Genomic DNA, 24,424 nt, shown 5'->3' on the forward strand with positions numbered 1-24,424 from the left:
CAATGACCACAGAGCTCGAATCGGTCGCCGATTTCCGCGAACGCGCGCGAATCTGGTTGCGCGACAACATGCCGACCGCCCCGTCGACGGAACTCAAACCCGATTCCGACGAGGCCTGGCAGCGCGCGCGTCAGTTGCAGCGCATCCTCTTCGACGGCGGTTTCGCGGGCATCTGCTACCCGGCCGAATACGGCGGACGCGGGCTGACCCCGGCACACCAGCGCGCCTTCAACAAGGAATCGGCGGGCTACGAGATGCCGCTGCTGCTCAATGTGCCGACCCTGTCCATCTGCGCGGCGACACTGGCCGAACTGGGCACCGACGAGCAGAAGCGCGCGCATCTGCCCGCCGTGCTCAAGGGTGAGGAAGTCCTGGTCCAGTTCCTGTCCGAGCCCAACGGCGGATCGGATCTCGCGGGCCTGACCACCCGCGCGGAACGCGACGGCGATCGCTGGATCCTCAACGGCTCCAAGATCTGGAGTTCGGGCGCCTACGCCGCCGACTACGGTCTGTGCCTGGCCCGCACCAACTGGGATGTGCCCAAGCACCGCGGACTGACGCTGTTCATCGTTCCCGTGCACGCGCCCGGTGTGACCGTGCAGCGGATCAAACAGGTCACCGGTTCGACCGAGTTCTGCCAGGAATTCTTCGATGATGTCGCGCTGCCCGCCGAAGCGGTGCTGGGCGAGGTCGACGCGGGCTGGGAAGCGGCGTCGCGGCTGCTCAACCACGAACGCGCGGCGCTCGGCGGCACCTCCCCCTACATCAGCGGCCACACCGTGCACATGGGCGCCGAGACCATCTCGCTGGTCCAGGTGGCGAAGGCGACCGGTCAGTGGGAGGACTCGCGCGTCCGCGAGGACATCGGCGAGGCGCGGGCCATGCGAGTGGTGCGCGATCAACTCATCGCCCACGTCACGAAATCGATCATGAACGGCGCCCTTCCGCCCGCGGCGGGTTCGATCACCCGGCTGTTCAGCGCCGAAACCGAATGGATGCAAACGGATACGCGGGTGCGCATCGCGGGTTCGGTCGCGGCCACCCAGGCGCCCGGCGATCCGGTCAACAGCGAGAAGATCGGCCTGGACTACCTGTTCCGCAACGCGTGGAGCCTGGCGGGCGGCAGCACCGAGATGGCGCGCAACATCATCAGCGAACGGGTGCTCGGCATGCCGCGTGAATACGCCGCCGACCGCGACGTCCCGTTCAACCAGGTCAAGCGCGGCCGATGAGCCGAACCCAGCCGAGCCGAACCCAGCCGAGCCGAACCCAGCCGAGCCGAACCCACCGATAGGGAGTCGATGCGATTCATATTCCATTATCCGGAAACAGCCGGATACGAAGGCAGCCTGCTCGACGCGGGTCCACTGCCCGAGGTCGCCGCGGCGGCCGAGCGGCACGGATTCGACGGGTTCTCCCTCAGCGAGCATCCCGCCCCGGGCGCCAAATGGCTGGCCTCGGGCGGTCACCAGACCCTCGATCCGTTCATCGCGTTGGCGTTCGTGGCCGCGGCGACCGAGCGGCTGCGGTTGATCACCTATCTGACGGTCGCGCCCTACCGCAATCCGATGCTGCTGGCCAAAACCGCCGCCTCCCTCGACATCCTGTCCGGCGGACGAATGACCGTCGGACTGGGCACCGGCTACCAGAAGAGCGAATTCCACGCCCTCGGCGTCGATTTCGACGAACGCAACGTCCTGTTCGACGAAGCCCTGGATGTGCTGCCCCAACATTGGAGCGGTGAGCCGTTCAGCTACACCGGCACCCATTTCAGCGCACGCGACGTGGTGGCCCGCCCACGCCCGATCCAACAACCGATCCCGCTGTGGATCGGCGGCAACTCGGCACTGAGCCGTCGCCGGGTCGCCCAGCGAGCCCAGGGCTGGATCCCGATGAGCGGCGGCGCGGAACTGTCCACCACCGCACGGACACCGTCGCTGGGACCGGTACCCGAACTCGCCCGCAAGATCACCGAGATCAGGGACCAGGCCCAAGCGGCGGGACGCACCGAACATATCGACGTCGTGTACTCCTACAGCGGCGAGGGGATCACGAAACCGACCGTCGACGCCCAGCGCCATACCGACGCGCTGGCCGAACTGGCCGAGGCCGGGGTGGACTGGATCGTCATCTCGAGCCGTACCCGCGAACAGGCCGAGACGATGGACTTCATCGAAGGTTTCGGCACCACGTATCCGACGGCGGCCCGCTGATGGGCTGGTTCGAGGAACGCGCGGGCCTGCACGACACGGTCGCCGTGGTGACCGGCGGCGCTGGCGGACTGGGTCAGGCGGTCGTCACCGACCTGGCCGCCAACGGCGTGCGGGCCGCGGTACTCGACGCCGACGCCGACGCCGCGGCGGCACTGGGACGGCTGGCTGCCGAGCGCGGCCACGACATCCTGATCGAGGTCGGCGACGCCAGGAATCCCGACGTGCTCGCCGCGCTGTTCGACGCCGTCGACGCCCGATGGGGACGCCTGGACACCCTGGTCAACGTGGTCGGCGGCACCTTCCGCGCCCCGTTCACCGAGACCAACGCCAAAGGTTGGGACGCGGTCATCCGCACCAACCTCGGCCACGTGCTGCACGCGTGCTCGCTGGCGGTGCCCCGCATGCGCGCAGGTGGACGCGGCGGCAGCATCGTGAACATCACCACGATCGAAGCCCACCGCGCCGCACCGGGTTTCGCGGTCTACGCGGCGGCCAAGGCGGCGGTGGAACAGTTCGCCCGCACCCTGGCCGTGGAAGTCGCCCCCGACGGCATCCGGGTCAACAATGTCGCGCCCGACTACGTGCCGACGCCGAACCTGACGCGGTTCAGCCACGCCGACGGCGCGCTGGACGATCCGGTCGGGGTCAAGGTTGCGATCCCGATGGGCCGGGTCGGGCGCGTCACCGACATCTCGAACAGCGTGGTGTTCCTGGCCTCGTCGCTCTCGTCCTACATCACCGGGTCCACGCTGCATCCCGACGGCGGCACCAGCGCGTCGGCGGGCTGGTTCAACTGGCCCGGCCAGGGCTGGGCCAACCACGCCCCGCTCGAGGTCCTCCGCGGCGCGAACGGCGCCGTGACCTAACCCGGGGTAAGGGCACGCAGGCAGAAGGCGGTGATCCGGTCCACGTCGTCCTCGGTGGGACCGGATCGCTGTCGCAGCAGGTCGGCCAGCGTGCCGATGGCGACATGGGCGATCAGCGCCGCATCCGAATCGGGCGCGGCGCTTCCCAATTCGGCGAGCGTGTCACGCAGCAGGGTGGCGAGTCCGCTGCCGACCACTCCGGGGCCCGCCTCGAGCGCCAGGCCCGGTCCGGCCGCGTTCCACAGCACGGACAGGGTGGCCGCCGCGGTCTGTTCGTCGGCCTGGGCCAGGATCGCGGCCACCCAGCGGCGCACGCGCAGGCGGGGATCGGATTCCTTGGCCATCTGATGCGCCGCGTAGCGGGCCAGCCGCTCCGAGCCGTCCTCCAGCAGGGCGGCAACCAACGCGTCCTTGGACGGGAAATGCCGATAGAAGGCGTCGTTGGAAAGTCCCGCGGCCGCGACGATATCGACGACCCTCGGCTTGGCGGTCACCCCGCCCGCGGTCATCACCGACAGCGCGGCATCGAGCAGACGCCGGATCTCGTCGGCGTAGTCGGCGCGGCGCTTGGCCAGGGCGCGCTTGGCGATCCGCGCGGCGACATCATCGACGCGATCCGCCTCGTCGGGCGCCGCGCTGTCGTAGGACAGGTCGACCTCCAGGTTCGTCACCGCGTTCTCCTTCACAAGAATATTATTCTCGACAGGCTCCTCCAGCGCAAATGCTGACGCCAGCTGCGAAAACGCGAGCGTCGAGCGCTGGCCCGGCCCTCGCCAAGAATTGCATTCTGTTTCAGGAGAAGCTTATTCTTCATGGCGAGAGGAGATGCGATGGGATGGGATTTCGAAACAGACTCCGAGTACCAGGCGAAGCTGGACTGGGCCGAGGAGTTCGTCCGCGAAGAGGTCGAGCCACTGGACCTGGTCTGGCCGCACGAGCAGTTCGTGCCGCTGGACGGAGGACGACGCAAGGCGATCGCCCCGCTCAAGCAGCGGGTCCGCGAACAGGGCCTGTGGGCGACCCACCTGGGCCCCGATCTGGGTGGCCAGGGCCACGGGCAGGTGAAACTCGCCCTGCTCAACGAGATCCTCGGCCGCTCGTCCTGGGCCCCGATCGTCTTCGGTTGCCAGGCGCCCGACACCGGCAACGCCGAGATCATCGCCCACTACGGGACACCCGAGCAGAAGGAGCGCTATCTGCGCCCGCTGCTCGAGGGTGAGCTGTTCTCCTGCTACTCGATGACCGAACCGCAGGCGGGCGCCGACCCGACGCAGTTCCGCACCATCGCGGTGCGTGACGGCGACGACTGGGTCATCAACGGCTGGAAGTTCTTCTCGTCCAACGCGAGAACCGCCGCGTTCCTGATCGTCATGGCGATCACCGACCCCGATGTCAGCCCGTACAAGGGCATGTCGATGTTCCTGGTACCCACCGACACCCCCGGCATCGAGATCGTGCGCGACGTCGGCCTCTACGGCGAAGCCGAGGGCGAGGGCCAGCACGCGCTGATCCACTACAACGACGTGCGGGTGCCGAACGCGGGCCTGCTCGGCGGCCCGGGACAGGCCTTCGCCATCGCGCAGACCCGCCTCGGCGGCGGACGCATCCACCACGCGATGCGCACCATCGGCTTGGCCCGCAAGGCGATCGACATGATGTGCGAACGCGCGCTCAGCCGCGAGACGGCGGGCAGCAGGCTGTCGGAGAAGCAGTTCGTGCAGGGCTACATCGCCGATTCGTACGCGCAGTTGCAGCAGTTCCGACTGTTCGTGCTCTACACCGCGTGGGAGATCGACAAGCACAACGACTACAAGAAGGTCCGCAAGGACATCGCCGCGGTGAAGGTCGTCATGCCGACCGTGCTGCACGATATCGCCTGGCGATCGATGCAGATCCACGGCGCGCTCGGCACGACCAACGAACTGCCGCTGTTCCGGATGATCCACGGCGCGGCCGTGATGGGCCTGGCCGACGGACCCACCGAAGTGCACAAGACCACCGTCGCCAAACAGGTGCTGCGCGATCACAAGCCCACCGAGGACACCTGGCCGACGGAATGGATTCCGCGCCAGCGCGAGGCCGCGCTGGCCAAGTACGCCGAATTCCTGGAAGACGAAGTAGGAAACCGATGACGAGCGACGCAGTAACGGAGACCGAGTCGACGCTGGACGTCACCCGCCTCGCCGCCTGGATGGAACAGACCGGTCTCCCGGAGGCCGGGGGCCCGATCGAGATCGGCCTGCTCTCCGGCGGCACCCAGAACGAGATCTACGAGATCCGCCACGGTGATCACCGCAGCGTGCTGCGGATTCCGCCGAAGGCCGCCCCGGCCGACCGTGACAAGGGCATCCTGCGCGAATGGCGCATCATCGAGGCCCTCGACGGTTCCGACGTGCCGCACACCGAGGCGGTCTCGGTCTGCACCGATCCCTCGGTGCTCGGGCGCACATTCTACCTGATGGGCTTCGTCGACGGCTGGTCGCCGATGCAGCAGCGCCAGCACTGGCCCGAGCCGTTCGACGCCGATCTGTCGGCCCGCGCCGACCTGGCATACCAGCTCACCGAGGGCATCGCGCTGCTGTCCGAATTCGACTGGCAGGCCAACGGTCTCGCCGATCTCGGCAGGCCGGACGGTTTCCACGAACGCCAGGTGGAACGCTGGACCGGATTCTTCGAGCGCATCAAGGCACGCGAACTCGACGGTATGGAGACCGCGACGGCGTGGCTGCGCGAGCACCGTCCGCTCGACTTCGTCCCCGGTGTCATGCACGGCGACTACCAATTCGCCAATGTCATGTTCCACCACGGCGCACCGGCGCGGATGTCGGCGATCGTGGACTGGGAGATGGGCACGGTCGGCGACCCCAAACTCGACCTCGCGTGGATGCTACAGGGGTGGCCGCAGGACACCTCGGCTCCCGAGGCGTCCACCTCCGGTTACGTCGATCTGAGGTACATGCCCTCGGTCGAACAGCTGGCCGACCACTACTCGAAGGTGTCGGGCCGTCAGGTCGACGACCTCGACTACTACCTCGTGCTGGCCAAGTGGAAGCTCGCGATCGTGCTCGAGCAGGGTTTCCAGCGCGCCGGTGACGACACCACACTCCAGTCCTTCGGCGCGATCGTTCCCGAGCTGATGCGCTCGGCCGCCGAACTCGCCGAATCGAGCGGGTACAAGGGATGAGCGACAACACCGAAACAGCGGAACTCCTGTTCGAACGGCACGGCGCCGTCTCGGTGGTCCGGTTGAACCGGCTCGAAGCCCGCAACGCGCTGACGGTGGCGATGATGCAGGGCATCGGCGCGGCGGCTCTCGAGGCCGAAAGCGATACGGAGATCCGCGCGCTGCTGCTCACCGGCGCCGGTGACCGCGCGTTCTGTTCCGGGATGGATCTGCGCGCGTTCTCCTCCGGGGCTTCCTTCTCCGACGAGGACCGCGATACGGCCGCCTACCTGCGCCTGGCGCGCGGCAAGCTGTCGGTGCCCGTGGTGGGCGCGGCCAACGGTTCCGCCATCGGCGGCGGTCTGGAACTACTGCTCGGCGGCGATGTGCTCATCGTCTCCGAGGACGCGAAATTCGCGTTCCCCGAGATCAAACGCGGGCTGATTCCCGGCGGCGGCGGAACTTTCATCGGCACCAGGATCCCGATGAACATCGCCCTGGAGATGACGCTGACCGGCGATCCGATCACCGCGGCACGCGGCTACGAGATCGGCCTCGTCAACGCGGTCGTCCCCGCGGATCAGGTGTTCGCGACCGCGCTCGACTTCGCCCAACGGATCGCGGCCAACGCGCCGCTCGGCCTGGCCGCGTGCAAGGAACTGGTCAGGTTGGCTGTCGACGACGCGGCCGAGGCCGACAGGCGGCTGACACACTGGCAGGGCAAGGTCTTCACCAGCGACGACGCGAAAGAGGGCGCGATGGCGTTCCTGGAGAAGCGCGCGCCGGTGTGGCAGGGTCGCTGACATGCGCGCGGCCGTCTGCCCGGCCTACGGACCGCCCGAGGCGGTCGAGATCCGCACGCTGCCCGCACCCGAACCGGCCGCCGACGAGGTGCTGGTCCGGGTCGGGTCGGCCGCGGTCAACTTCCCCGATGTCCTGCTGATCGCCGACAAGTATCAGATCAGCGTGCCGCCGCCGTTCGTTCCCGGTAGCGAATTCGCTGGTGCGGTCATCGAAACAGGCAGTGCGGTCACCGATCTCGCGATCGGTGACCGCGTCACCGGCACCGGACTGTATGGTGCCTTCGCCGAACAGGTGGTCTTCGCGGCGAAGAAGCTGGCGCGGATACCGGACGGGGTGGATCTGCCCACCGCGGCCGCGTTCGGGGTCGCCTATCGCACCGCGTATCACACGCTGCGGTCGATGGCCCGGATCGGCGAGGGCGATCGGTTGATCGTGCTCGGCGCGGGCGGCGGGGTCGGGCTGGCGGCCGTGCAACTGGCCGTCCAGCTGGGCGCCGAGGTGACCGCGGTCGCGTCGTCGCCGGAAAAGCTCACGGCGGCGAAACGATACGGAGCGGCGCACCTCATCGACCGGACGGCCGGTGACATCCGCGCCGCCCTGCGCGAGGCGCTCCCCGACGGCGCGAACGCCGTGGTCGATCCGGTCGGCGGCGACCTGTCGGTACCCGCGCTGCGCACACTGGCGCGCGGTGGCCGTTTCGTCACCGTCGGCTACGCCTCGGGCGTCATCCCGGACATCCCGCTGAACCTGGTGCTGATCAAGGGCGTCCACCTACTCGGCTTCCAGTTCCACGATCTCGATCCGGCCGAATACCGCCGCAACGAGGACGAATTGGCCGCCATGCTGGCCGAGGGCCGGATCCGCCCGCATATCGGCGGCGAGTATCCGCTGGCCGACGTCGGCGCCGCGCTGCGCGAGGTCGCCGAGGGTCGCGCGGTCGGCAAGATCCTGGTCGATCTGTCCGGCGACCAGTAGTCGATATACCTTTCGACCGAAAGGAGAGGGGTCATCAACAACACCGGTGCCCATCTCGTTCTCCACCGTCCGGCACGTCGGGCGGTAACCCGATGATCCGGGCCGAGAACCAATTCCATCTCGGCATCGTCTCCGACGATTTCGAGGCGACCGTGGCCGAACTGTCGGAGGCCTTCGGCTACCGGTGGGGCCCGCAGGTCGGCGGCTCCGTCGAGGTGACCACGCCCGCGGGCGCGACCGTCATCGATCTCGCGTGCACCTACTCGGTGACCGTCCCGCGCATCGAGATCGTCCGTTCGATCCCCGGCACGCTGTGGGAGCCTTCGGGCGGCGGCATCCACCACCTCGGCTACTGGTCCGACGACCTCGCCGCCGACGCGGCCACGCTGCTCGACAACGGTTACGCCAGCGAGGTGACCCGCGACCTGCCCAACGGCCTGCCGCAATTCGCCTTCCTGCGCGGTCCGTCGGGTATCAGGATCGAACTCGTCAACCGTCTGACCGAACCCGGCCTCTCGGACTGCTGGGCCACCGAACGGAGTGCCTCATGACCACCGTGGGGATCGTCACCGGCGCCGGCCGCGGCATGGGTCTGGCCTGTGCCGAACGGCTGTCGACCATGGTCGACGTGCTGCTCGTCGCCGACCTGGACAAGGAAACCCTCGCCACGGCATCCGATGCCCTCGCGGCGCGGGGGTCGGCGCGGATCGAACCGATCGTCATCGACATCTCCGACGCGGACGGCGTCGCGGAAATCGCCGCGCGCGCGGGCGAACTCGGCACCCTGCGGGCCGTCGCCCATGTCGCGGGCATCTCCCCCACCATGGCCGACTGGCGACGCATCTTCACCGTGGACCTGGTCGGCACCGCCCTGCTCGCCCGCGAGCTGCGGCCGCTGGTCACCACCGGCACCGCGACGGTGTGTTTCGCGTCGATGGCGCCGGTCCTGGCGGGTATCGCCGCGGAGCCCGCGGTCGCCGAGATTCTCGACGATCCGCTCGCCGAGGGATTCCTCGACGCCGTACGCGCGGCCGTCGGCCCGTCGGTCGAAGATCCGGGCGTCGCCTACTCGTGGGCGAAATACGGTGTGAAGCAGTTCGTCCGACGCGAAGCGATCCGTATCGGCGCGGCGGGCGGCCGCATCTGCTCGGTGTCACCCGGCATGATCGACACCCCGCAGGGGCGTCAGGAGGCCGAGCAGCACGCGAGTATGCAGGCGCTGGTCGCGCGGACCCCGCTGGGGCGCACGGGAAGGCCCGAGGAACTCGCGGCGGTGGTCGCCTTCGCGCTCTCCGACGAGGCGAGTTTCCTCAACGGCGTGGATCTGCTCGTGGACGGTGGCGTATGTGCCGCCGCGCGGGGCTGATCGCCGCGAACAACGGTTGACGCCGGAGACGGCGGTCGAAGCCCCTCCACAGGGCCCGATGCCGCGGTCTCCGGCCCAACCGCTGTGGTCTCCGGCTGACTACTGCGGACTCCCGCCGAGCGCCGCGGTTATCGGCTGGCTCAACGCGGCACGCTCCGGACGAAGGCTTGTGCTCTCCGGCCGAACGCCGGGAATCACTCGTATTCGACGACCACCGACGGCGTCTGTGGGACCGACTGACAGGTGAGGATGTACCCCTCGGCGACATCCTCGTCTGTCAGCGCGTCGTTCACCCGCATCTCGACACGACCCTCGATGAGTCGCGCCATGCATGTGCCGCAGTTGCCCGCCTCGCAGGCGAACGGCGGATTGAGTCCGGTGCGGCGACCGGCTTCCAGCACTGTCTCGTCCGGCTTCATCTCGACGACGGACTCCCCGCCGTCGAGTCGTACGGTCACCACCGAGGCAGTGGCGGTGTCGCGCTGGGGTACTGATGATCCGGCCATGACGGCACACTCCTGATCGGTGAAATCGCACACGTCGGATGGGCAACCCCCGACGGTACCGACGAGCGCTCAGGCCATTGGCCTGAGCGCTCGCTCAGCATTTTGGGCTGTGCACATGCTTAGCACGGCACTTCGCGGACGGTCAATACCGGCAGGTCAGCGACCTGCACGCTGAAGACCTGCTCACCGACCGGTCCACTGCGGCGTGCGCTTCTCCGAGAAGGCACGCGGCCCCTCCTGCGCATCCGAACTCTCGTAGCAGTGCGTCGACGCGTGCCGCGCGGCCTCCAGTGCCGCCGAACGCCCCATCTCGGTCGCCAGCATGACCGTATCCCGCGCCGCGCGCACCGAAAGCGGTGCGCCCGCGGTGATCTCGGTCGCCAGCGTGATCGCGGCGTCGAGCAGATCCTCCGGCTCGGCCAGGCGATTCACCAGACCGATCTCGTAGGCCCGCTGCGCGGTGATCGGCTTACCGGTCAGCAACAGCTCCATCATGATCCGCTGCGGGATCATATGGATCAGCGGCGCCGCCCACGGCGAACTGCGGCCGACCTTCACCTCGGTGACCGCGAAGGTCGCGGTGGTGCTCGCGACGCACAGATCACAGGCCTGCGCGATCATCCAGCCACCGGCGAACGCCGCGCCGTTGACCGCCGCGATGGTCGGCTTGGACAGTTCGATGGTGTCGTAGGGCAGCGCGAACATATCGCGCGGCGGGACCGTCATCCCGGTGCGCACCATCTCCTCGAGATCGCCGCCGGCGCAGAACGCCTTGGGGCCCGCGCCGGTGAGGACGGCCACGCGCAGATCCGGATCGCGCTCGAACCGGTCCCACGCCTCGAACAGTCCGGCGCGCACGTCCAGCGCCAGACAGTTGCGGCGCTCGGGCCGGTTGATGGTGATGATCGCGATGCCATCGGATCGGGCATCGAAGAGTACGGCGTCCGACATCAGAAACCTCTCTGCTGGACGACGTGTGCCGCGCGCTCCAGCTCTTCACGGAAGTCGGGGTGGGCGATGGCGATCAACCTGCGGGTGCGCTCGGCCAGCGTCTGCCCGGCGAGTTCGGCCGCGCCGAATTCGGTGACGATCACGTCCACATCGCTGCGCGCGGTGGTCACCGGGCCGCTCAGTGCCACGGTGATCCGGCTGATGGTGCCGCCCTTGGCCGTGGCGGGCAGCCCGATGATCGAATGACCGCCGGGCGAACGCACGCCCGCCCGGACGAAATCGACCTGGCCGCCGGTGCCGCCCAGGTAGGACGCGCCGCTCTGTTCGGCGTTCACCTGGCCGGTGATGTCGACCTCCATCGCGGAATTGATGGTGACCAGACGTTCGATCTGCGCGAGCACCCCGGCATCGTGGGTGTAGCCGGTGGCGCACATCCGGATCGACGGGTTGCGGTCGGCGAATCGATACAGCCGGTCGGTGCCGATGAGCGCACCGGTGACCGAGACGGCCCGGTCGATCTTCTTGCGCGCGTTGGTGAGAACGCCCGCCTCGACCAGGTCGACGAGTCCGTCGCCGATCATGCCCGAATGCACGCCGAGATCGACACGGTCGTGCAGCAGTCGCAGCATCGCGTCGGGCACCGCGCCGACCCCGACCTGCAACACCGAGCCGTCCTCGATATAGGCCGCGGCGAATTTCGCGATGGCCGAGTCGGTTTCGCTGACGTTCGCGGCCCGGACCCGCACCGGTGGACGCGAGACCCGCACGGCGACATCGATATCGGAGGCGGCCAGCCGCTCGCCGAGGGTGAACGGCACCTGATCGTTGACCTCGGCCACCACGACCCGCGCCGTGGCGACGGCGGCGCGCACGTAGTCGCTGATGAGCCCGAAACTGTGCTCACCGTTCTCGTCGGCCGGACTCACCTGGACGAAGGCGACGTCGCAGCCGATGGCCCCGGATTCGATCAGCGGACCGACCCGGCTGACATGGCACGGCACGATGGCCAGGCGATGTTCCTTGGTGAGCGAACGCAGGGTGCCGATCGCGCCCATACTCGACAGCGCGAAGGATTCGGTGGCCTCGGGGGTGAAGATCCCGGAGAAACTGGTGGCGACGAACGCGGACAGTCCGCCGATCTCGCGGCCCTGCGCGATGAGCGCCTCGAGCAGCGTGGTCGGTTCACCGCACGCCTGTCCGATGACGATCCGGTCGCCGGGGCGCAGGATCGTGCGCAGATCCAGTTCGTCCGCCTCGAGCACTGTCGTCACGGCTGTGCCTTTCCGTTCGCGTGAGTCGTTCCGTTCGCGCCCACGTCCGCGTGTTCGCGCAGTGCGCCGAGCACTTCCTCGGTGTCGGCACCCAGTCGCGGCGCGGGACCGGCGACCCGGCCGGGCGTCCGGGAGAACCACGTCGGAGGGCCGGGGAAACGCAAAGGCCCGTAGGAGGATTCGACGGTTTCGAAGAAGCCCGCGTCGTTCAGGTGCGGATTGTCGAACAATTCGTCCAGCGAGCGGACCGGCGCGCACGGAATACCCAGCGCGCGAAGCAGTTCCAGCCACTGATCGGTGGTGCGCTCGGCGAAGGTCTCGGCGAGCCTGGCGTAGACGACGTCGATCCGCGCCGCGCGCTGTTCCAGCGTCGCGAATTCCGGGCCCGCCCAGGCGGGACGCACCGCGCCGACGAAGGTCGTCCACTGCTTGTCGTTGTAGACCAGCGCGGACAGGTAGCCGTCGGCGGTGCGATAGGGCTTGCGATTCGGGGTGACCGCGCGCGGATAGTGCGCGGGCCCGAGCTGCGGTTCGAACAGCGCGCCGTTGGCGTGTTCGACCAGCATGAACGCGGCCATGGTCTCGAACATGGCGACCTCGACCTCTTGGCCCTCGCCGGTGCGCTCGCGATGGAACAGCGCCATCATCGTCGCGTACACCGCGGTCAGGCCCGCGATCTTGTCGGCCATGATGGTGCCGACGTATCCGGCGGTTCCGGTGAGCTGTTCCTGGACCGACGGCAGACCGCATTCGGCCTGGATGGTGTCGTCGTAGGCGGTCAGATCGGCGTCGCGACCGCGGCGGCCGTAGCCGTAGCAGTTGGTGTAGACGATCGACGGATTCAGTGCCGCGACCGCGTCGTAGCCGAATCCGAGCCGATCGATCGCCGAGGCGCGCATGGAGTGGATGAACACGTCGGCCGTGGCCACCAGGTCGCGCAGCGCTGCGGCGCCCTCGTCGGATCTCAGGTCCAGCACCACACTGCGTTTGCCCCGGTTGACATTGACGAAGACGCCGCCCATGCTGCGTTCGGGGCCTACCGAGATGAAGCGGGTGTTGTCGCCGGCCGGAGGTTCGATCTTGATGATCTCCGCGCCCATATCGGCCATGATCTGCGTGCAGTATGGGCCCATGACCATCGCCGTCAGGTCGATGACACGGATGCCGGACAGCGGGCCTGTATGTTCCATCGCCACGTCCTTTTTTGCGACCTCTCCGGTGTCTACACAAATCCCATCGCGATGGGTACCGTGAGGCTATCTGATGAATCTTTGCAAGGATAGTGATATCAAAGACGCTGTGGACAGTTTCAACGGCGACAGCCCACCGGGCCCGGCCCCCCTTCGACCGATCGCCCGTGTGCTCGACGCGCCTCTGCGCGCCGAGCCCGACGCGACGGCCGTAGAAGCCGCCTCCGGCTCCCTGACCTACGCCCAACTCGACGAACGAGCCGACCGCGCGGCGGGCGCCCTGTGGTCGCTCGGCGTGCGCCCCGGCGACCGCGTCGCCGCGTGCCTGCCCAACGACCTCGGCATCGTCGTCGCCTTTCACGGCACGCAGCGGATCGGCGCCGTGTGGGCGGGCATCGGCGAGGCCCTGTCGGCTCCCGAACAGCGACATCTGGTCGATCTGGTCACGCCGACGGTGGTACTCGCCGGACCGCGCTGGCTGCTCGACACGCCCGAGACCGTCGACGCCGAGCGCTGGGCCGCCCTGACCGAATCGGCCCAAGCGCCGCCCGCCGTCGAACTCGACATCGACGCACCCGCGGGTATCGCCTTCACCAGCGGGACATCGGGTAAGCCCAAGGCCGTCGTGCACAGTCAGCGTAACCTGCTGCTGCCGGGCGCGGCGCTGGTCGCCACCCGCGGATACGGCCCCGAACTGCGCAAAGGCGACAGCTTTCCGTTCACGATCCTCAATCTGATGGTGCTGTCGACCCTGCTCACGGCACAGGCAGGCGGTTGCGCGGTCGTCATGAACCGCCGCGATCTCGAAGGCGTGGCCGAGTGGATCGCTCGCCATCGCGTGACCGTGTGGAACGGCGCGCCCGCCCAGCTCTACGACCTGGCACGGCGGCCCGAGCTCGATCTGAGCTCGCTGCGGGAGGTCTGGAGCGGCGGCAGCGACACCCCCGACACCATCCGCAAGGCCTTCGCCGCCGCGCACGGCATCTCCCCCCGCGTCACCTACGGCCTCACCGAAACCCCCACCGTCGTCTCCATCGACAAGCCGGGCTCGCAGTGGTCGCCCGGTAGCAGCGGCCTGGTGATGCCCCAGTTCGATGTCGCCGCCTACGACGACGACGGCCGACGCCTGCCGCCCGGCGGGCTCGGCGAGTTGAAGGTCGCACCCGCCACCGCGGGACCGTGGGCCGGACTGTGGACACCGATGCTCGGCTATTGGGAGGATGGTCGCGTGCGGCCCCCCGAACCGGGTCCGACCCCCACCGGCGATATCGGCACCGTCGACGCCGAGGGCATGCTGTCGGTGCTCGATCGCAAGAAGATGGTCATCATTCGCGGCGGCGCGAATGTGTACCCGCTCGAGGTGGAGCGGGTCATCGGCGCCCATCCGGACGTGAACAAGGTCGCGGTCTGCCCCGTCCCTGACGAACGGCTCGGCCAGAAGGTCGCGGCGATCGTCGAAAGCATTTCCCCAACGGTCGATTTCGCGGAACTCGCGGCGCTGTGCAAACGGGACCTGGCCGGATACAAGGTGCCCGAGATCTGGGTGCGGGTCGACGCGCTGCCGACCAACGCCATGGGCAAGGTGGAACGCACCAAGCTCACCGAACTCGCCGCGCCCGCCGCCGACCGGACAACGGAGGTCTCCCGGTGAGCCTGCCCCGCGAGCACGCGACACGACTGTTCGACCTGGACGGCCGGGTCGCCATCGTCACCGGCGCGTCGTCCGGTCTCGGGGTCGCGGTCGCGGAATCCCTGGCCGCGCTCGGCGCCAAGGTCGCCGTGGTCGCGCGCCGCGAGGACCGGCTGACCGAACTCGCCAAGCGCATCGACGGACATCCCGTCGTCTGCGATCTCGGCGACTCCGACCGGGTCGGCGACGTGGTTCCGGCGGTGGTCGACGCGCTCGGACCACCGGAGATCCTGGTCAGCGCCGCGGGCAACCGCTTCAGCAACGATCGCGCCGAATCCGAATCGCTCGAAGACGTGCACCGGACGCTCGGCCTGAATCTGATCGCCCCGTTCCTGCTCGCGCAGGCGGTGTTCCCGTACATGCGCGACGCCGGACGTGGATCGATCGTCAATATCTCCTCGATCAGCGGACGGGTCGGCGTGCCGGGAATTCCCCAGGCCTCCTACGCCGCGAGCAAATCGGGGCTTTCCGGACTCACCGCCGAACTCGCGGTGCAGTGGGCCCGGCATTCGATCCGGGTGAATACGGTCGCGCCCGGATTCTTCCGCAGCGAGATCACCGACAGCCTCTACGACAGCGACCGCGGCGCGGACTATCTGCGCCGCAACACTCCCCTGCCGACCGAGGGAACGGCCGACGACATCGTCGGCGCGGTCACCTGGCTGGCCGGTGACGCGGCCCGCTACGTCACAGGTCAGACGATCGTCGTGGACGGCGGCTGGACGACCCGCTGACCTGTGCGCTTGCGCTGGTCAGAGCCGGTTGACACCCGGTACCAATAATGGAAATATTGTTTTCCCATCTGGAGAATCTAATTCTCGTATGACGAAAATTGATGTGCGAGATCCGGAAAGTCCAAGGGCGAGGAAGGAATCCGCTCCGAATGTTTGCGGCAGTTGTTATCGAAAAGGGCGACGAGGGAACAAAAGTCGCGCTGACGAATGTGGATGAAGCGGCGCTTCCCGAGGGGAACGTCACCGTCGAGGTGGCGTATTCGACCCTCAACTACAAGGACGCCCTCGCCATCACCGGTTCGTCGCCGGTCGTGCGGTCGTTCCCGATGGTCCCCGGCATCGATCTCGCCGGCGTCGTCACCGACAGCGCGCATCCGGACTACTCGGCGGGCGACGAGGTCATCCTCAACGGCTGGGGTGTCGGTGAGAAGCACTGGGGCGGCCTCGCGCAGAAGGCGCGTCTGGACGGCGACTGGCTGATCCCCAAGCCCGCGGAATTCACCGCGCGCCAGGCGATGTCGATCGGCACCGCGGGGTACACCGCGAGCCTGTGCGTCGAGGCGCTGCTGCGCCACGGCGTCACGCCCGACCAGGGCGAGATCCTGGTGACCGGTGCGACCGGCGGCGTCGGCAGCATCGCGATCGCGCTGCTGACCAAGGTCGGATTCGGCGTGGCCGCCGCCACCGGCAAGACCTCCGAGACCGAATACCTCCAGAGCCTCGGCGCGGGCACCATCATCGATCGCGCCGAACTGTCCGAGCGCGGCAAGCCGCTGCAGAAGGAACGCTGGGCCGGTGTCGTCGACACCGCGGGTTCCCACACCCTGGTCAACGCGGCCGCGCAGACCCGCTACGGCGGCGCCGTCGCGGCCTGCGGCCTGGCCCAGGGCATGGATTTCCCGGCCACCGTCGCGCCGTTCATCCTGCGCGGAGTCGCGCTGCTGGGCGTCGACAGCGTGATGGCGCCCAAACCGCGCCGTCTCGAGGCCTGGGCCCGACTGGCCCGTGACCTCGACCCCACCGCCTTGGAGTCCATCGCCCAGGAAGTCGGTCTCGGTGAGTCCATCGCGGAGGCGAGCCGGCTCATCGACGGCACCGTGCGCGGTCGCATCGTCGTCGACGTGAATCGCTGATCAGGAGTTTGTTCGTGGCAACCACAAGGAAAGCCGCCGCACCGGCGGCGAAGGCCGCACCAGCGGCGAAGAAGACCACCGCGGCGAAAGCCGCGCCCGCGGCGAAGACCACCCGCACCACCAAGACCGCCGCCACCAAGGCGGTAGCGGCGGAGCCGACCGTCGAACTCGATCTGTCCGACGTCGACCACCGGGTCGGCAAGCCGATCGGCGGCGGTCAGCTGTGGGATCCGTGCAGCACCTCCGATATCCGCCGCTGGGTGATGGCGATGGACTACCCCAATCCGCTGCACTGGGATCAGGAATTCGCCAGGGAGTCCCGCTACGGCGGCCTGGTCGCTCCGCAGTCGATTGCGGTCGGACTGGACTACGGTCACGGCGCAGCGCCCGCGTGTGTCGGCCATATCCCCAACAGCCACTTGATCTTCGGTGGCGAGGAGTGGTGGTTCTACGGTGCGCCCGTGCGCCCCGGCGACACCCTGTTCCAGGATCGGCGTTTCCACGACTACAAGGTCGCGGACACGAAATTCGCCGGGCCGACCATGTTCTCGCGCGGTGACACCACCCACCGCAACCAGAACGGCGTGCTCGTCGCCCGCGAACGCTCCACCGCCATCCGCTACCTCGCCGAGGAAGCCGCCAAGCGCGGCATGTACGACAACTCGGTCGGCGAGCTCAAGCGCTGGACCGCCGAGGAACTGGCCGAGGTCGACGCGCTGCGCACCGAATGGCTGCATTCCAATCGTCTCGGTGTCTCACCGCATTTCGACGAGGTGAAGGTCGGCGACAAGCTGCCGCGTCGCGTCATCGGCCCGCACTCGATCGCGAGTTTCACCACCGAGTACCGCGCCTTCCTGTTCAACATCTGGGGCACCTTCCGCTGGACCGCGCCCGAGGGCATCAAGGATCCGTGGGTGTACCAGGATCCGGGCTGGACCGAGGGGTTCGGCTTCGACGAAGAGGGCGCCAAGATCGATCCGCGACTGCGCGACGGTCTCTACGTCGGCCCCTCGCGCGGCCATATCGATAACGAGAAGGCCGGCGAGGTCGGCATGGCGCGGGCCTACGGCTACGGCGCGACCATGGGCGCCTGGTGCACCGACTTCCTGGCCTACTGGGCGGGTAACGACGGCATGGTGCGCCACACGAAGGCCGATTTCCGCCTTCCGGCGTTCGAGGGCGACGTGACCTACTTCGACGCCGAGATCATCGGCAAGGAAGCCCAGTCTGTCTGGGGCGTACCACTGGTCCAGGTCGAGCTCAGGCTCACCGACCAGAATGGCGGCACGCTCGTCAAGTGCGTCGCCGAGGTCGAACTGCCGTTCTGAGGCGGCGGAAGGAACGGGGAAGGTCGAGGATGACCACCGAAACCAAGGAAGTATCCGAACAACAACCGGCGATCGCGTCCGGCTTGCCGCTAGCGGACGAGCCGGGCCTGGGCACCCTCACCCTGCCGGGCTTCCTACGCGAGGTGACACAGCAGTTCGGCAGTCGCGAGGCCCTGGTCTTCCACGACGACGCCGGTGTCACCCGCTGGACGTACGACGAGCTGTGGGAACGCTCCGTCGAGGTGGCGCGGGCGCTACGCGCCTGCGGCGTCGGCAAGGACAGCCGCGTCGGCGTGCTGATGACGAACCGCCCCGAATGGCTCGCGGCCGTCTTCGGCACCGCGCTGGCGGGCGGTGTCGCCGTCGCGCTCAGCACCTTCTCCACCCCGGCCGAACTCGAGCATCTGCTCGGGCTGTCCGGAGTCTCGGTCCTGCTGTTCGAACGCACCGTGGTGAAAAGGGATTTCGCGTCGGTGCTGACCGATCTGGAACCGGCCATCGGTACCTCCGCGCCCGGCGCCGCGCAGTCGGCGACCTACCCGTTCCTGCGCCATCTCGCCGTCGTCGGCGAGCCGGTGCCAGGCGGCGCGATCGACGACTGGGACACCTTCGTGGCCCGCGGACAGACCGAACCGGTCGAACTGATCGAGGCCAGCGCCGCGTCGGTGAACCCGAGCGATACCGCTGTCCTGTTCTTCTCCTCGGGCACCACGAGTAAGCCCAAGGGCATCCGCAGCGCGCATCGGGGCGTCACGATCCAGATGTGGCGTTTCCGGCGGATGTTCGGTTTCGGTCCGGAAGACGACGTCCGCTGCTGGACCGCCAACGGGTTCTTCTGGTCGGGCAACTTCGGTCAGGCGCTGGGCTCCACCCTCGCCGCGGGCGGATCACTGGTACTCCAGTCGACCTTCGACGGTGCGGCGGCCCTGGAACTGATGCAGTCCGAGCGGGTGAATTTCCCGGTCGCGTGGCCGCATCAGTGGGCACAGCTCGAGGGCGCGCCCAACTGGGCGACGGTGGATCTGAGCAGTCTGCGGTTCGTCGACCGCGACTACCCGGCCGCACGGCATCCCACGGTGAAAACCGACTGGACAGAACCGGGTCACGCCTACGGCAATACCGAAACCTTCACCATCACCACGTGTTTCGCGGCCAACACCCCCGAGGACGTGATCGCGGGCAGCAGTGGCGAGCCGCTGCCCGGCAATACGATCAAGGTCGTCGACCCGCTCACCGGCCTGGTGCTGACACGCGGGGAACGCGGCGAGATCTGCGTCAAGGGCCCGACCCTGATGCTCGGCTACGTCGGCATCCCGCTGGACGAGACGCTCGACGAGGACGGCTATTTCCACACCGGCGACGGCGGCTACCTCGATGATATCGGCCGCCTCTACTGGGAAGGACGGCTCACCGACATCATCAAGACCGGTGGCGCCAACGTCTCCCCGCTGGAAGTGGACGAGGAACTCAACCGCTACCCCGGCGTGAAGGTCGGTCGCACCGTGGGTGTTCCGCACGAAACCCTCGGCGAGGTCGTGGTGGCCTGTGTCGTGCCGCACGCGGACACGACGCTCGACGGCGAGGCGATCCGCACCTTCCTGCGCGAAAGCCTTGCCAGCTACAAGGTGCCCCGGCACGTGCTCTTCTTCGCCGAAGAGGATATCGAGATCACCGGCAGCGCCAAGATCAAATCGAGTGACCTGCGGCTGCTCGCCGCACAGCGGCTGGAAACCTAGCCGCACGAAGGCCCCCGGCACGGCCGCGGGGTGGGTCCGGCGTCGACAACGACGTTGTCGCCGGTCCGTCGCCCGCGTCCCACGCGCGCGGCGGACCGGATCCCGACAACGGCGTCGTCCGATCCGTCCGCGCGCTACGGCGGATCCCGTCACGTGACACGACAAGGCCCGAACAGCCGCTCAGCTGTTCGGGCCTTGTCGTGTCCCGGGGCGCCGGGCACGCGGTGTCGTTCCGAATCGGATCCGGAAGGCCCGGCCTACGCGGACAAACGCGGCGCTCAGGTACATGAACCCGTCTGTTCGAGGCGACATTGTCCGCTCGGGCCGGGCGTCCCCGCGCCACACGACGAAGCCCGAACAGACAACACTGTTCGGGCTCATCGTGTTTCGGGTTGTCTCGATGTCCACGGCCGGTGCGCCGCCGCACCGAGTCGGCGTCTACTCGGCGGCGGAAGGAAGGTAGCGGCGGGCCAATACTTTCCGGTGTTCGGCAGGAGAGCCGAACAGGGAGCGGTTGAGCACGGCCCGCTTCAGGTACTGGTGGATGCCGCTTTCCCAGGTGTAGCCGATGCCGCCGTGCAGTTGCATCGCCTTGCCCGCGACGTCGACGGCGGCGGCGCTGGTGAACGCCTTGGCCATCGAGGCCGCGGTGCTCGCCTCGGGTGTGTCCGCGACGAGGGCGCGTACGGCAGCCGAGACCAGTTGCCTGCCGACGGTCACCTGGACCAGCATGTCCGCGCACGCGTGCTTGACCGATTGGAACGAGCCGACGGGGCGGCCGAATTGTTCGCGGACCGCGACGTATTCGACGGTCGCGTCCAGCATGGCCTCACTCAGCCCGAGGCTGTCGCAGGCGAGTGCGACCACGGCGCGGTCACGCAGTCGCCCGACGGCGCGCGCACCGTCATCGTCGAAATGCCACACCTGCTCCGTCGTGAGCGACAGTCCGTCGATGCGGACCTGCCCGAATCCGCGCGTCTCGTCGACGACCGGTTGTTCGGTGACAAGGTCACCCGGTTCGATCGCGGCGAGCACGATCGCGCCGTCGGGTGTGCTCGCCGGGATCAGCAGCCGGTCAGCCGAGACCGCGTCCAGCACGAAATCGGCGCTGCCGTGCAGGGTCGGTCCGTTCTCACCGTCGACGAGCCGGAATTCCGGCGCGGTGTCGGGATCGAGTGCGGGCGAACGCCCCGATGACAGTACGACGATCGGCACGGACGCGCCCGCGACGGTGCCGCGCAGCAGCGTGTCGCGTTCCGGGTTCGGGCTCACCAGGCCCAGCGCGCCGAGTCCGAGCGCGGCCACCGCCGGGTAGGCACCCGATGCCGCCGCCCGTCCCAGCTCACCGAGCAGGACCGCCACTTCCGCGAACGTGGCTTCGGCTCCGTCGAATTCGGCGGGCGCTTCCAGACCGAGCCAGCCGGAGCGGGCGATCAGCGACCAGTCGATGGCGGTCTCGCGACCGGCCTTGCCGAGCAGATCACGGGCCACCGCGCGCAGTTCGTCGTGGATCTCGGCGAATTCGTCGCCCGCCGCGAATGCTTCGCTCATCACGTCCCCGTCGGTTCCCTGGGCAGTCCCAGCCCGCGCTCACCGATGATGGTGCGCTGGATCTCGCTGGTTCCGCCCGGAATGGTCCATTCCCACGAGCCGACGAAATCGAGAACCCACGCTCCGGATTCCCACCCGCCGGACATCGGTTTACGCAGCACCGTATGCGCGCCGACGCCGCCGACCTCGGTGCCGAAATCGGTCATGCGCTGGAGCAGTTCGCTGTAGTACAACTTCACGATGGAGGCGTCGGCCGGACCGGCGGTGCCGGTGTCGTGACGTTCGACCAGATCGCTGCACAGCGCGCGCAATCCGGTGATCTCGATATCGAGTGCGACCAGTCGGTCGGCCACCACCGGGTCGTCGACCGGACGTCGTCCGGTCGCGTCGGGGGTCGCGCACGCCTCGACCAGCCAGCGGAATCCGGCGTTGCCGAGACGTTCGGCCAGCTCCAGCATGGTCAGCCCGCGTTCGGCGCCGAGGGTCCGCTGCGCGACCTGCCAGCCCGCGTTCTCCGCGCCGATCAGGTTGGCGGCGGGAACGGGCACGTCGTCGAGGAAGATCTCGCAGAAATGCGATTCGCCCGCCGCGTTGCGGATCGGGCGCACTTCGATGCCCGGTGTGCGCATATCCATGAGGAAGTACGAGATACCGCGACGTTTGGGCGCGTCCGGGTCGGTGCGTGCCAGCAGCAGGCACCAGTCCGCGTATTGCGCGCCGCTGGCCCAGACCTTCTGTCCGGTCACCCGGTAGGTGTCGCCGTCGCGGCGCGCGGTGGTGCGCAGTGCCGCCAGATCCGATCCCGCCCCCGGTTCGGAGAAGCCCTGGACCCAGAGTTCACCGTCGAGAATGGCGGGCAGATGCCGCTTGCGCTGTTCCTCTGTGCCCGCCGCGAGCAGCGTCGCGGCGGCGTGATGGACCGCGACGAAGGCCAGGACCAGGCGCGGCGCGTCGTGCGCGGCGAGTTCCTGGTAGAGCACCACCTGTTCCGGAATCGACATGCCGCTGCCGTAGGCGGCGGGCCAGTGCGGCACCGCGTAACCCGCGGAGCGCAATTTCTGGAACCACTCCTGTTGGAAGCGAACGAATTCCGCCTCGGACGGTCCCGTCTGAGCCTGTCGCCAGTCGGCCGGGACGTTGTCCCGACACCACCGACGCACCTCGGCGCGGAACTCGTGCAGATCGCGCCCGGTCACCGCGCGCGTGCCCTGATCGCCAGCAGTCGCTCCCGGTGTTCGGGGGACTTCATGGTGGAGACCTCGGCGGCGAAACCCGCCTGCATCGGCCCACCGAGGGCCTGCGACAGGTACATGTTCACCACCCGTTTGGTGCTGCGCAACGCCTCCGCGGGCATCGCGGCGAGGCGTTCGGCGAGTTTGCGCGCCTCGGCGAGCAGTTCGTCCGGCGCGACGGTGCGGCTGGCCAATCCCACCTCGACCGCGGTGGCGGCATCGATGCGATCACCGGTGTAGAGGAATTCGCGCGTGCGCAGGATCGGGGTGAGCAGCGGCCAGAACGCCGCGCCGCCGTCTCCCGCGACCAGTCCGACCGCGACATGCGGATCGGCCAGGTAGGCCCGTTCCGACATCAGCACGACATCGCACAGCACCGCCATGCTCGCGCCGAGTCCCATGGCCGCGCCGTTGACGGCGGCGATCACGGGCAGCGGGAAGCGCAGCATCTCCTCGATGATCTGCGCGCCCTCGCGGATGCTCTCGTCACGCGCGGCGGGATCGTCGAGGAAGGTGGTGATCCAGTCCAGGTCGCCGCCCGCGCTGAACGCGCGGCCCGCGCCGGTCAGGATCACGACCCTGGCCTCCTGGTCCGCGGCCAGTTGCCGCCAGACCTCGGCGACCGCGCGGTGCAGATCGGCGTTGACGGCATTGAGTTCGTCGGGCCTGTTGAAGGTGACGATGCGGACGGGGCCCTCGGATTCCACGGTCAGCACCGCGGGCAGGTCGTATCCCATGCGACTCACACTCCCCCGATCTGGGTGAAAAGTCCCGCGGGCCCGCGGCGGCCCATGTGGGCGGCCAGCGCTTCGTCGGTGCCGATGGAGGCGAAGGGCAAACGTCGCAGCGGCAGGCTGTAGCGCGAGAGCCACGACAGCGGCGTCTCGTCGCAGAAGCCGGTGGCGCCGTGCAGTTGGTGCGCGGCGCGGAAGATGGTGTCGGCCGCGTCGAGTATCGCCGAGCGCAGCGAGAGCGCGTCGATGAGCGCGTCCTCACGGCCGGCCTGGATACTCCACAGCGCGTACCTGGCGAGCATGTCGACCCCGCGCCGGTCGACTTCGGCATCGGTCAGCTGGAACTGCACGGACTGGAATTCGGCCAGCGGTTTGCCGAACTGTTCGCGCACGAGCACGTGTTCGCGGGCCGATTCGATCGCGCGATCCAGCATGCCGAGCAGCGTCCAGCAGGGCAGGACCAGCGCCAGCGCGACATCGGCGGCGCCTTCGGTGTCGACCGGGCGCACCCGCACACCGGTCGTGAACGCGGAGTAGCGCGCGGATTCGCTCGACGGCAGCACGGTGATCTCGCCGCGCGCGCCCTCCAGGGTCACCGCGGCCCAGCGCAGATCCACCCCGGCCAACGCGGCGGTGGGTTCGTCACCGGCGACGACGACGAGGCCGTCGACGTCCATGCCGATCGGACGGGCGAGCCGCTCGGCGACCGGGTACGGCGTCGCCCAGTAGCCCGCGCTGCGGCACAGCGCCGCGGCCGCTTCCAATTCCTCCGGATCGCGGCGCGGCTCCAGATCCCACGCGCCGAGCGCGTCGAGCACCGGGGCGACGAGTTCGTGCCTGCGCGCGGGTTCCGATTCGGCGGCCTGCACCAGTTCGTCGCCGCCTGCGGCGCGCAGCGCGCGCAACGCCTGCCTACCGAATTCCTGTGCCTCGTCGGATAATTCGATGGTCATGGCATGACCGTCGGAAGGGAAGGGCGCG

General features: G+C 68.5%; 23 protein-coding genes. 14 read left to right on the plus strand and 9 right to left on the minus strand.

The annotated features are described in order from the left end of the window. The first annotated feature begins 2 nt into the window (after nucleotides 1-2). The 3 genes from OG225_RS19160 to OG225_RS19170 all read left to right on the plus strand — a co-directional run bounded on the left by OG225_RS19160 (nucleotide 3) and on the right by OG225_RS19170 (nucleotide 3,079). Complete coding sequence (locus OG225_RS19160; protein WP_405182917.1) at nucleotides 3-1,232, plus strand: acyl-CoA dehydrogenase family protein; 1,230 nt, start codon at nucleotides 3-5, stop codon at nucleotides 1,230-1,232. A 69-nt stretch (nucleotides 1,233-1,301) separates the two neighbouring features. Further along, entirely contained in the window at nucleotides 1,302-2,213 is a 912-nt protein-coding gene (locus OG225_RS19165) for an LLM class F420-dependent oxidoreductase (RefSeq protein ID WP_405182918.1), read from the plus strand. Then, a complete protein-coding gene (locus tag OG225_RS19170) occupies nucleotides 2,213-3,079 on the plus strand; it encodes an SDR family NAD(P)-dependent oxidoreductase (RefSeq protein ID WP_405182919.1) in 867 nt (288 codons plus the stop codon). The genes OG225_RS19165 and OG225_RS19170 overlap by 1 nt, the downstream gene beginning before the upstream one ends. On the opposite strand, the gene OG225_RS19175 is transcribed toward OG225_RS19170, so the two are convergent. Then, nucleotides 3,076-3,750, minus strand: coding sequence for a TetR/AcrR family transcriptional regulator (locus OG225_RS19175; RefSeq protein ID WP_405182920.1), 675 nt, complete (start codon nucleotides 3,748-3,750; stop codon nucleotides 3,076-3,078). The genes OG225_RS19170 and OG225_RS19175 overlap by 4 nt on opposite strands. A gap of 159 nt (nucleotides 3,751-3,909) precedes the next feature. Between OG225_RS19175 and OG225_RS19180 the strand changes: the two genes are divergently transcribed. The 6 genes from OG225_RS19180 to OG225_RS19205 all read left to right on the plus strand — a co-directional run bounded on the left by OG225_RS19180 (nucleotide 3,910) and on the right by OG225_RS19205 (nucleotide 9,387). Further along, nucleotides 3,910-5,211 carry an acyl-CoA dehydrogenase family protein gene (locus tag OG225_RS19180; protein ID WP_405182921.1) on the plus strand — a complete coding sequence of 434 codons (1,302 nt, stop codon included), beginning with the start codon at nucleotides 3,910-3,912 and terminating at the stop codon, nucleotides 5,209-5,211. After that, a complete protein-coding gene (locus tag OG225_RS19185; protein WP_405182922.1) occupies nucleotides 5,208-6,263 on the plus strand; it encodes a phosphotransferase family protein in 1,056 nt (351 codons plus the stop codon). The genes OG225_RS19180 and OG225_RS19185 overlap by 4 nt, the downstream gene beginning before the upstream one ends. Further along, entirely contained in the window at nucleotides 6,260-7,045 is a 786-nt protein-coding gene (locus OG225_RS19190; protein WP_405182923.1) for an enoyl-CoA hydratase-related protein, read from the plus strand. Before OG225_RS19185 ends, OG225_RS19190 begins: the two co-directional genes overlap by 4 nt. A gap of 1 nt (nucleotide 7,046) precedes the next feature. Beyond that, nucleotides 7,047-8,021 carry an NADPH:quinone oxidoreductase family protein gene (locus OG225_RS19195; protein ID WP_405182924.1) on the plus strand — a complete coding sequence of 325 codons (975 nt, stop codon included), beginning with the start codon at nucleotides 7,047-7,049 and terminating at the stop codon, nucleotides 8,019-8,021. Between the two features lie 92 nt (nucleotides 8,022-8,113). After that, a complete protein-coding gene (locus tag OG225_RS19200) occupies nucleotides 8,114-8,572 on the plus strand; it encodes a VOC family protein (protein WP_405182925.1) in 459 nt (152 codons plus the stop codon). Further along, nucleotides 8,569-9,387 (plus strand): SDR family oxidoreductase, encoded by an 819-nt coding sequence (locus tag OG225_RS19205; protein ID WP_405182926.1) that lies wholly within the window; start codon nucleotides 8,569-8,571, stop codon nucleotides 9,385-9,387. The genes OG225_RS19200 and OG225_RS19205 overlap by 4 nt, the downstream gene beginning before the upstream one ends. A 194-nt stretch (nucleotides 9,388-9,581) precedes the next feature. On the opposite strand, the gene OG225_RS19210 is transcribed toward OG225_RS19205, so the two are convergent. The 4 genes from OG225_RS19210 to OG225_RS19225 all read right to left on the minus strand — a co-directional run bounded on the left by OG225_RS19210 (nucleotide 9,582) and on the right by OG225_RS19225 (nucleotide 13,305). Then, nucleotides 9,582-9,893, minus strand: a complete 312-nt coding sequence (locus OG225_RS19210) for a 2Fe-2S iron-sulfur cluster-binding protein (RefSeq protein WP_405182927.1) — start codon at nucleotides 9,891-9,893, stop codon at nucleotides 9,582-9,584. 183 nt (nucleotides 9,894-10,076) lie between these two features. After that, complete coding sequence (locus tag OG225_RS19215; RefSeq protein ID WP_405182928.1) at nucleotides 10,077-10,844, minus strand: enoyl-CoA hydratase/isomerase family protein; 768 nt, start codon at nucleotides 10,842-10,844, stop codon at nucleotides 10,077-10,079. Beyond that, entirely contained in the window at nucleotides 10,844-12,115 is a 1,272-nt protein-coding gene (locus tag OG225_RS19220; protein ID WP_405182929.1) for an acetyl-CoA hydrolase/transferase family protein, read from the minus strand. Before OG225_RS19220 ends, OG225_RS19215 begins: the two co-directional genes overlap by 1 nt. After that, on the minus strand, nucleotides 12,112-13,305 hold the full coding sequence (locus tag OG225_RS19225; protein ID WP_405182930.1) for a CaiB/BaiF CoA transferase family protein: 1,194 nt from the start codon (nucleotides 13,303-13,305) through the stop codon (nucleotides 12,112-12,114). Before OG225_RS19225 ends, OG225_RS19220 begins: the two co-directional genes overlap by 4 nt. Nucleotides 13,306-13,414: 109 nt before the next feature. Between OG225_RS19225 and OG225_RS19230 the strand changes: the two genes are divergently transcribed. The 5 genes from OG225_RS19230 to OG225_RS19250 all read left to right on the plus strand — a co-directional run bounded on the left by OG225_RS19230 (nucleotide 13,415) and on the right by OG225_RS19250 (nucleotide 19,926). Next, nucleotides 13,415-14,956 (plus strand): class I adenylate-forming enzyme family protein, encoded by a 1,542-nt coding sequence (locus OG225_RS19230; protein ID WP_405182931.1) that lies wholly within the window; start codon nucleotides 13,415-13,417, stop codon nucleotides 14,954-14,956. After that, nucleotides 14,953-15,729 (plus strand): SDR family oxidoreductase, encoded by a 777-nt coding sequence (locus OG225_RS19235; RefSeq protein WP_355086896.1) that lies wholly within the window; start codon nucleotides 14,953-14,955, stop codon nucleotides 15,727-15,729. Before OG225_RS19230 ends, OG225_RS19235 begins: the two co-directional genes overlap by 4 nt. 149 nt (nucleotides 15,730-15,878) lie before the next feature. Further along, on the plus strand, nucleotides 15,879-16,862 hold the full coding sequence (locus OG225_RS19240; RefSeq protein WP_405182932.1) for an MDR family oxidoreductase: 984 nt from the start codon (nucleotides 15,879-15,881) through the stop codon (nucleotides 16,860-16,862). A gap of 14 nt (nucleotides 16,863-16,876) precedes the next feature. Continuing rightward, a complete protein-coding gene (locus OG225_RS19245) occupies nucleotides 16,877-18,190 on the plus strand; it encodes a MaoC family dehydratase N-terminal domain-containing protein (protein ID WP_405182933.1) in 1,314 nt (437 codons plus the stop codon). A gap of 29 nt (nucleotides 18,191-18,219) precedes the next feature. Then, nucleotides 18,220-19,926, plus strand: coding sequence for a class I adenylate-forming enzyme family protein (locus OG225_RS19250; protein ID WP_405182934.1), 1,707 nt, complete (start codon nucleotides 18,220-18,222; stop codon nucleotides 19,924-19,926). Between the two features lie 438 nt (nucleotides 19,927-20,364). Here the strand turns inward: OG225_RS19250 and OG225_RS19255 are convergent, their stop codons facing one another. The 4 genes from OG225_RS19255 to OG225_RS19270 are packed head-to-tail and all read right to left on the minus strand — an operon-like array spanning nucleotide 20,365 to nucleotide 24,396. Further along, the gene (locus tag OG225_RS19255; protein WP_405182935.1) at nucleotides 20,365-21,477 is read right to left on the minus strand and encodes an acyl-CoA dehydrogenase family protein; all 1,113 of its coding nucleotides are present in this window, start codon (nucleotides 21,475-21,477) and stop codon (nucleotides 20,365-20,367) included. Further along, entirely contained in the window at nucleotides 21,477-22,673 is a 1,197-nt protein-coding gene (locus OG225_RS19260) for an acyl-CoA dehydrogenase family protein (RefSeq protein WP_405182936.1), read from the minus strand. The genes OG225_RS19255 and OG225_RS19260 overlap by 1 nt, the downstream gene beginning before the upstream one ends. Next, nucleotides 22,670-23,446, minus strand: a complete 777-nt coding sequence (locus tag OG225_RS19265) for an enoyl-CoA hydratase/isomerase family protein (protein WP_109530435.1) — start codon at nucleotides 23,444-23,446, stop codon at nucleotides 22,670-22,672. Before OG225_RS19265 ends, OG225_RS19260 begins: the two co-directional genes overlap by 4 nt. Before the next feature lie 5 nt (nucleotides 23,447-23,451). Next, on the minus strand, nucleotides 23,452-24,396 hold the full coding sequence (locus OG225_RS19270; protein WP_405183300.1) for an acyl-CoA dehydrogenase family protein: 945 nt from the start codon (nucleotides 24,394-24,396) through the stop codon (nucleotides 23,452-23,454). Nucleotides 24,397-24,424 lie beyond the last annotated feature (28 nt).

The organism is Nocardia sp. NBC_01377, from assembly GCF_045040005.1.
GTDB lineage: Bacteria > Actinomycetota > Actinomycetes > Mycobacteriales > Mycobacteriaceae > Nocardia > Nocardia noduli.